This is a genomic window from Amycolatopsis sp. NPDC059235, assembly GCF_042754125.1.
Classification (GTDB): Bacteria; Actinomycetota; Actinomycetes; order Mycobacteriales; family Pseudonocardiaceae; genus Amycolatopsis; species Amycolatopsis albidoflava.
Genome location: NZ_JBHZAG010000028.1, coordinates 92,352 through 101,016, shown reverse-complemented (window position 1 = coordinate 101,016; position 8,665 = coordinate 92,352). Strand labels below are relative to the sequence as shown.

The window sequence follows — 8,665 nt, the reverse complement described above, 5'->3', positions numbered from 1 at the left end:
CCGCGCCGGCTCGGCCTGGCAGGGGGATAGCGGCGGGGACCGTGGGTTTAGGGATCCTTGAGGGAATCTGATTCCCTCAAGGAGCCCTTCACGGACCTCGGGGACCGGTCAGCTGGCCGAGTCCAGCGGGTTCGGGCCCAGGTCGGTGGGCAGGCCGAGCTTGCCGGGGTTCAGCAAGCCTGCGGGGTCCAGAGCGCGCTTCACGTCGACGAACGTGCCGAACCCAGTGCCGAGTGCGTCCGCCAGGTAAGGCCCCCGCAGCAGCCCTGACCCGTGGTGGTGGCTCAGCGCTGCCCCGTGCCGCACCAGCACCGCGTTCGCGGCGTCCCACGCCGACCGGTACCAGTGCCGGCGCTTCTCCGGCTCGACATCACCGCGCAGCGAGAAGTACAGGCAAGCTCCATCGGTGTAAGCGTGCGACTGGTGCGCTGAAGCAGCCAGAGTCCCCGGCACCGCCTGAATAGCGGCCACTACCTCGTCGTAGATCGCCGGGAGCGCGGACCACGAACCGGCCATTTCGAGAGTGTCGGCGACGAAACCTGGACCGGGCGTGAACCCATCGGCGGACTTGCCGACCAGCATCCGCTCGTCCAGCCAGCGTTCGAACACCGGCTGACCGTCCAATTCGGACCCGCCGGCCGCGCATTCCTCCGCGCTGACCTTGATCATCGCGTCGACCAGCACCGGGTCGCCCTCGTCGGCGATGAGCAGCAGGTTGGTGTCCGGCTGCCCGAAGTGCGTGCCGCTCTCGTGCTTGTCGTACAGCCGCATCGCGGCGGGAGTCGCGCCGCGCTGCATGATCCGGCGGCAGGCGTCGAGCCCGGCGGCGAAGGTCTCGAAGCCGTAGGCGATGGCCTTCGAGTACGTCGGCAGCGGGTGCGTGCGCAGCCGCACCGAGGTGATCACGCCGAGCGTGCCTTCCGAGCCGACGAACAGCTGCCGCAGGTCCGGGCCGGTCGCGGCGCGCGGGTAGTCGCCGAAGCGGGCCAGTGTGCCGTCGGCGAGGACGACGTCGAGGCCGACCACCATGTCCTCGATTTTCCCGTACCGAGTGGACAGCTGACCGGCGCCGCGGCAGGCCACCCAGCCGCCGACCGTCGAGATCGCGAACGCGGACGGCCAGTGCCCGGTGGTCGCACCGTGCGTCTCCTGCAGTTCCTTCTCGAACAGGTCGCCGAACATGCCCGCCTGCACTTCGACGATCTGCGACTCGGCATCGAAGGACACGATCTTGTTGAGCCCGCACACATCCAGCACGACCCCGCCGTACACCGGCAGCGCGGCACCGGTGACATTGCTGCGGCCCGCCGACACGGTCAGCGGCACCCGGTGCTCGCCGCACAGCCGGACCGCGGCTTGGATCTGCTCGACGGTGCTCACCTCGGCGATCACCGCGTCCGGCGTCGCCGGGGCGCCCGCGGTCTCACCGATCATCGAGCCTGCCCACCAGTCGCGGGTGCGCAGCACGACCTCGTCGCGTTCGGTGTGCACCGAGTCGGCCAGTTCGCGCAGCGCCTCGGTCAGCGCGGCGGGCACGGCCACGGCCGCCGTCTGCAGCGACGCGTCGCCCTTGCCGGGTTCGGTGCGTCCGCCCCAGCGCGGCGGCGTCGGCGCGCCGACCACGTAATTGCCCCGGTTGAACGGGTGCGTGACGGTCTGGCGGCTGATCATGCGTTGGCTCCCAACAGGTTGTCTCCGAACAGGATCGACTTCTCCCGGGCGACGTCCGCCCGGTACTGCTCCACTTGCGCCGCAACGGTTTCCGGGCTGAGGCCGAGTTCCGCGCCGAGCAGTTCGCCCACCAGCGGCGCGGCCTCGACCGACGCGTCCCGGGCGAACAGCCGCAGCCGGGTCCGCCGCGACAGCACGTCGTCCACCGAGCGCGCCATCTCCGAACGCGCCGCGAACACGACCTCGGCCTTGAGGAACGGCTGCCCGTCGATGAGCGGCTCCCCCAGCTCCGGGTTCTCGTCGACCAGCGCGCTCACGAACCGCGCCTCGGTGCCGTACCGGCCGCCGAGGTGCGCGGCGACGCCGCCGGTCGCGGCCGTCGCCTCCGCGTCGTATCCGGCACCGCCGATGAGCGGCAGGTTCTTGGTGCGGCACTTGGCTTTCCGGCCCAGCAGCCCGAGTGCCTTGTCCACGACCAGCTCGCCCATGTGCCTGCTCGTGGTGAGCTTGCCGCCGGTCACCGTGACCATGCCCGCGGACACCGTGATGTGGTGGTCGCGGCGCATGTCGAGCGTCGCGCCCTCCTTGCCGCCGACCAGCGGGCGCAGGCCCGCGTAGCTGCCCAGCACGTCGCTGGCGTCCAGCTTGGTGTCGAAGGCGATCTGGGCTCCTTCGAGGAGGAAGTCCATTTCCTCGCGGGTGCAGTGCACGTCGTCGGTCGAGCCGGTGTAGTCGGTGTCGGTGGTGCCGACCACGACGACGTCGCCCCACCGCGTGCAGGTGGCCCGCCGCGCGCGGCCCGGAATCGGCACGGTGACCGTGCAGTCGTTGCGGATCTTCGACCACGGCAGCACGATGTGCACGCCCTTGGCCGGACGAACCTGCGGCTGATGCCCGTGATCGGCCATGCCCTCGACCCGGTCGGCCCACACGCCGGTCGCGTTGACCACGACGCGCGCCCGGATGTCGATCTCCTCCCCGTCGGCCCGCACCGTCGCACCGGTGACCCGTCCGCCGGCGGTGCGCAGCCCGGTCACCTCGGCGCCGTTGACGACCACCGCGCCGTGCCGGGCGGCGCTGCGCACGATCGCCAGCGTCAGCCGTGCGTCGTCAGCGCGACTGTCGTAATACATCAGGCCGCCCTTGAGGTTCTCCGCACGGAGCGTCGGGGCGTGCGAGAGCACCTCGTCGACGGTGAGCCGCTGGTGCAGCTTCCCGATCCGCCAGCCGCCCGCGAGGTCGTAGGTCCACAAGAGACTCTCGAAGGCCTTGGCGATCCGGGCGTCGAACACTCCGTCCTTCGCCAGGATCGGGAACAGGAAAGGCAGCCGCTGCACCAGATGCGGGGCGTTGCGGCGGAACCGCTGCCGCTCCAGCAGCGAATGCCGGACCAGGTCGAGGTTGCCCTGCTCGATGTAGCGCAGGCCGCCGTGCACCATTTTGGACGACTTGGACGAGGTTCCGGACGCGAAGTCGTCGCGCTCCACCAGCGCCACTTTCAGGCCGCGGGAGACGGCGTCCAGCGCGGTGTAGGCGCCGGTGACGCCGCCGCCGATCACCAGCACGTCGAACGTGCCGGTTTCGAGGTCGGCGAGTGCCGCGCGGCGGTCCAGCCGCAGCGGCGCGGACAGGGTCGCCCTCGCGGCGACGGCGTTCGGCCGTCGGGACGGCAGTGTGAACATGAGCTTGTCTCTCCACTCAAAGTTGAAAACGTCCACAAAGGACGGTCAGGACAGCGACACCGCGAGCACGTCCTGCCAGCGTGCGCGCAGTTCGCGCCGTTCGTCCTCGGGCAGCCGAGGCTCGAAGACCTCGCCTTTCCCCAGGTGCGCAACGGCTTCGGCCAGCGACGGCCACACGCCCAGCCGGACGCCCGCGAGATACGCGGCGCCTCGCAGGCTGGCGGTCGCCGAATCGGCTACTCGTTCGATCTCGACACCGGCGAAATCGGCTTGGCTGTGCAGGAGGACGTCGCTGGCGGCCAATCCGCCGCCGGCGCGCAGGCGGGTCACCGGCCGGTTCATCGTCGTCCGCAGCGCGTCAACGGTGTCGCTCACCGCGTGCGCGATCCCGTCGAGCACCGCACGCGCCACCACATCGCGGGTGGTTGCCAGGCTCAGCCCGGTCAGCACCCCACGCGCGCCGGGCCGTTGCACCGGTGTGCGCAGCCCGGCCAGCGTCGGCACGAACCAGGTCGAAGTGCTTCTCGGCTGAGCCGCGGCCAGTTCGCTGATCTCGGCGGCGGAGCGGAACAGCCCGAGGTCCTCGGTGAGCCACCGCAAGGCAGAACCGGTGGTCGAGGTGTAGGCCTCCAGGCTGAACCGGCTGTGGCCCGCACTGCGCCAGCCGACCAGGCACAGCACACCGTCGACCTTGCCGAGCCCGTCCGGCGGTTCGTCACCGGCCAGCGCGCCGACGAAGGTGCCGGTCCCGTGCACGCACGTGCCCTGCCCCTGAGTCAGCGCGCCGAGCGCGATCAGCGAGGCGTGCTGATCGCCCATCACCGCCGCGATCGGCACCTCGATGCCGAGCAGCTTCTCGTCGGTGTAGCCGAAATCGCCATCGTCGTCGACCGGCGGCGGGGCCAGCTCAGGCGGGAAACCGAGCGCTGCCAGCCATTCCTGGTCCCACGCGTGTTCGCGCAGCCGGTACCCGCCGAACGCGACCGCGTTGGTCGCCGACATGACATATCTGGTGCGTCCGCTGAGATGCCACACGAGCCAGGTGTCCACCGAACCGAACAGCACCCGCTCGGCAGGCACGTCGAGCTGGTCGAGCTGCCGCGCCGCCCACAGGAACGGGGCGCGAGTACCGACCGGGCGGCCGGTCCGCTCCCACAGCACCGGATCCCAATCCGGAGACAGCTTCGCGAGCTCGTCCGCGTACCGGGTGTCCTGCCAGACCACGGCCGGAGCCAGCGGCTGCCCGGTCTCGCGGTCCCACAGGATCGCGGTGGCGCGCTGCGTGCACACCGACATCCCGACGATCTCGACGCCGTTCTCCCCCGCCCACGCGATCGCCTGGCGGGCGACGTCGACGGTGCGCTCCAGCAGTTGCGCCGCGTCCTGCTCCACACGCGACGGTTCGGGATGGACGACGTCGACCGAGGTGTAGAACGACGGCCCGCACCCGCCGTCCTCGCCGACCACCGCGGCCCGCGTGCCGGTCGAACCTTCGTCGACGGCCAGGATCCCGCGCCGCGTCACGCCGGCCTCCCCGGCAGCGAGATCTCCTCGTCGTCCGGGTCGACGCCGCTGCGGGTCGGGTCCCAGCGCACGATCAGGCAGGACACCAGGCCGAGCAGCGGCACCGCGGCGAGCAGCGCGATCGTCGGGCCGAGGCCCATCGCCTCCTTGATCTGCGGGAACACGTACAGCCCGACGACGCTGCCGAAGCTCCCGAGCATGCCGGTCACGCCGGTGCCGAGGGTGCGGATGTCGCTGCGGTAGGACAGCGCCGCGATCGACTTGCCGTTCGCGCCGGGGCCTGCCGAATGGAAGAAGATGAACAGGAACGGCAGCAGGAACCCGATCGCGATCGGCAGCTTCCCGAAGCCCAGCCCCATCACCAGCAGGATGGCGAACGCGAAGGCGTAGCCGATCGCCGAGCTGACCCGCAGCCCGATCTTCCGGCCGAAGTAGGCCGACAGCGCGCCGCCGGCGATCCCGGCGACGTTGAAGATCATCGACCCGAGCGTGGCCGTCTCGAACTTGTCGCCGAAGATCGCGAGGCTGATCACCGGCAGGTACCAGCCGATCGCGAAGTACTGCATCGCCTGGGTCAGCGAGATCGCCGTGGACAGGAAGGTGCGCTGCAGGTACGGCTTGCGGAACAGCACGCCCGCCTGCCGGAACCCGATCTTCTGTTCCTCGGCCGCTTCGTCGCTCGCGGTTCCCGGCGTCACCTGGAAACCGTAGATCCGGCGAAGGCTGCGCGCGGCTTCCGGCAGCCGTCCCTTGGCCGCGAGCCACGACGGGCTTTCGGCGAGGAAGGCGATCTGCAGCACCAGCAGCGCGAGCGCGAAGACCCCGGCCGAACCGACCGACCAGCGCCAGATCTCCACCGAGACCCCGGCCTGGTAGAACGCCAGCGTCAGCGCGAGGTTCACCGTGGTGGCGACGTACCAGACGGACTGCCACAGGTTCAGCCGTCCGCGCAGCTTCGCCGGGGTGTACTCGGCGAGCAGGGCCATCGCCACCGCGAAGTCGATGCCGTAGGCGACGCCGACCAGGCCGCGCCCGGCCCAGACCGCCTCGAAACTGCCGCCGGTGGCAGTGAGCACCGCGCCGAGCCCGGCGATCGCCTTCGCCGCGATCAGCGGTTTGACCCGGCCGATCCGGGCGGCCAGCCAGCCGCCCGCCGGGTTGAACAGGATGGCGACCGCGGGCGCGGTCGCGGTGAGCAGGCCGACCTGGCCCGCGCCGAGCCCCAGTTCCTTGGTCATCGGCGCGAGGCCGGCGCCGAGCGCGGCGTTCGAGTAGGCGTCCAGGAACAGTCCGCCCAGGACCAGGTACCACAGCAGGTTCGCCTTGCGCGGCAACTTCGACAACGTGTTGATCAGCGCGGTGACCTGCGAAACATTCGCGATCGATCGCGGCGTTGCGACCGTGGGAGAACTCATGGACCGCCAACTTTCTGCGCTGGCTGTCAGCGATCCCGGCATACGAAAAAACAGACACGACGAAGACCGCTGACAGTGGCTCTTCGTCTGTGCCTGTCTGAGAACGCAAGATTAAGCGGCGCGCTCGCGGGCGTCAAGCTGCCCGCGAGCGCGCGTTCGTCAGAGCACCTTCTTCAGGAAAGCCTGAGCGCGGGGATTCTCGTTGCTGTCAGAGAAGAACTCCGAGGGCGGCAGGTCGGCCGCGATCTTCCCGCCGTCCACAAACACCACCCGGTCGGCAACCTTGCGAGCGAACCCCATCTCGTGCGTGACCACGAGCATCGTCATGCCGTCCTTGGCCAGCTCGGACATGATGTCGAGGACGTCCTGGACCACCTCGGGGTCCAGTGCCGACGTCGGCTCGTCGAACAGCATCAGCTTCGGATCCATCGCGGCCGCACGAACGATCGCCACGCGCTGCTTCTGCCCGCCGGACAACCGGTTCGGATAAGCACCAGCGCGTTCGAGCATGCCGACGCGCTCCAGCAGGGCGCGCGCCTTCGCCTCGGCCTCTTCCTTGCTCCGCTTCAGCACGTTCATCTGCGGCAGCACGACATTGCGCAGCGCGGTCATGTTCGGGAAGAGGTTGAAGTGCTGGAACACCATGCCCATCCGGGACCGCAGCCGGTCGAGGTCGACGCCGCGGCCGGTCAGTTCCTCGCCGTCGAACGAGACGCTGCCCGACGTCGGGGTCTCCAGCAGGTTGAGACAGCGCAGGAAGGTGGACTTCCCGCCGCCGCTGGGGCCGATCACCGCGACCACCTGGCCGGGCTCGATCGCGAAGTCGATGCCGTCGAGCACCTTGACGTCGCCGTAGGACTTAGTCAGCCCGTGGACTTCCAGGAGCGCCATCAGATGTACACCGCCATCTTCTTCTCGAGGGTGCGCGTCGTGAAGCTGATCAGGTTGGTGAGCAGGTAATACAGCAGGCCGATGAACAGGTACACGGTCAGCGCGTCGAAGGTGCGGGAGATGATGGTCTGCCCCACCAGGAACAGCTCGTGAATGGTCACGAAGGACACCAGCGCCGAGTTCTTCGTCAGCGACACGAATTCGTTGCCCAGCGGCGGAAGCATCCGCAGGAACGCCTGCGGAATGATCACATGCCGCATCGCCGACACCTGCGACATGCCGCACGATCGCGCCGCTTCCAGCTGTCCGCGGTCGATCGATTGCACTGCGCCGCGGAAGATCTCGGTCACGTACGAACCGCTGTAGAGGCCGAGCGAAATGATGCCCGCGGTCATCGGCGGAAGTTGCACGCCGAGCTGCGGCAGTCCGAAGTAGATGAAGAACAGCTGCACCACGAACGGCGTCCCGCGGATCACCGACACGTAGACGTTGCCGATCCACCTGATCGGTGCGATCTTGCTGAGCTTGGCGAATCCGCCGAGCGTGCCGAGCAGCAGGCTCAATGCCAGCGCCAGCAAAATCACCTGGAGGCTCACCAGCAGGCCTTGCCAAAGCTGTCCCGAGGAATCGACGATGGTGGAAAAGTTGAACAGCGAATGCCCGCCCGATTTCGCCGCGGTGCTCTCCGCGCCGAACCACTTTTCGGTGGCCTGCTTGTACGAACCGTCGTCGTGCATCTGCTTGAGCGAGGTGTTGAACGCGGTCCGCAGCTCGGTGTCGGCCTTCTGGAAGGCGTAGCCGTAGTTCTCCTCGGTCAGCCGGTCGCCGACCTGCTTGAGGCCGCCCTGCTGCGCGATGAAGTATTTCCCGGCCGGAGCCCCGGTCACGACGGCGTCGGCCTGGCCCAGCTTGACCGACGAGAACATCTGCTCGTTGGTCTGCGCCGTGATCAGCTGCGCGGCGGGCTGGTGCTGCGTGAGCCAGTCGACGGACTTGGTGCCCACCTGGACCGCGACCCGCTTGCCGGCGAGATCCTTGAGCGAGCCGACGGAGTTGTCCTTGTCGGACACGAAAACCGCGAGGCCGCCCGGGTAGTAGATGTCCGAGAAGTCGACGGCTTTCTCCCGCGCGGGGCTCATGTAGATCGCCGACGCGCCGACGTCGATCTGGTTCGCCTGCAGCGCCGGGACGATGTTGCCGAACGGCATCTGGACGAAGTCGACCTTCTTGATGCCCGCCCGCTGCGCGAGGGCCCGGACGAGGTCGATGTCGAAGCCGAGCTGGCCGCCCTTGGCGTCGGTGAACTCGAACGGCGGGAACGTGGCGTCGGTGCCGACCCGGAGCGTCGTCTGCCCGGACCGCAGCGCGGCGAGCTTCCCGCCCTGTTGTTCGGCCGCGGTCGCGACACTCGTCGGCAAGAACGCGAGCAGACAGGCCAGCAGCACGGCGCCGAGCCGCGGCCAGATTCGCTGAGGGGGCATT

General features: G+C 69.1%; 6 protein-coding genes. All 6 read right to left on the bottom strand.

Annotation, left to right across the window (positions count from 1 at the left end; all coding sequences use genetic code 11):
* Positions 1–108: 108 nt before the first annotated feature.
* Positions 109–1,671: an FAD-binding oxidoreductase gene (locus tag ACFXI3_RS20220; protein WP_378401207.1), complete on the bottom strand. Its 1,563-nt coding sequence runs from the start codon at positions 1,669–1,671 to the stop codon at positions 109–111.
* Entirely contained in the window at positions 1,668–3,353 is a 1,686-nt protein-coding gene (locus ACFXI3_RS20215; protein ID WP_378401205.1) for an FAD-dependent oxidoreductase, read from the bottom strand. The genes ACFXI3_RS20220 and ACFXI3_RS20215 overlap by 4 nt, the downstream gene beginning before the upstream one ends.
* 45 nt (positions 3,354–3,398) lie before the next feature.
* Complete coding sequence (locus ACFXI3_RS20210; RefSeq protein ID WP_378401203.1) at positions 3,399–4,877, bottom strand: FGGY family carbohydrate kinase; 1,479 nt, start codon at positions 4,875–4,877, stop codon at positions 3,399–3,401.
* The gene (locus ACFXI3_RS20205; protein WP_378401201.1) at positions 4,874–6,292 is read right to left on the bottom strand and encodes an MFS transporter; all 1,419 of its coding nucleotides are present in this window, start codon (positions 6,290–6,292) and stop codon (positions 4,874–4,876) included. The genes ACFXI3_RS20210 and ACFXI3_RS20205 overlap by 4 nt, the downstream gene beginning before the upstream one ends.
* Before the next feature lie 159 nt (positions 6,293–6,451).
* Entirely contained in the window at positions 6,452–7,183 is a 732-nt protein-coding gene (locus tag ACFXI3_RS20200) for an amino acid ABC transporter ATP-binding protein (RefSeq protein WP_378401199.1), read from the bottom strand.
* Positions 7,183–8,664: an ABC transporter substrate-binding protein/permease gene (locus ACFXI3_RS20195; protein WP_378401197.1), complete on the bottom strand. Its 1,482-nt coding sequence runs from the start codon at positions 8,662–8,664 to the stop codon at positions 7,183–7,185. The genes ACFXI3_RS20200 and ACFXI3_RS20195 overlap by 1 nt, the downstream gene beginning before the upstream one ends.
* Position 8,665: the final 1 nt, after the last annotated feature.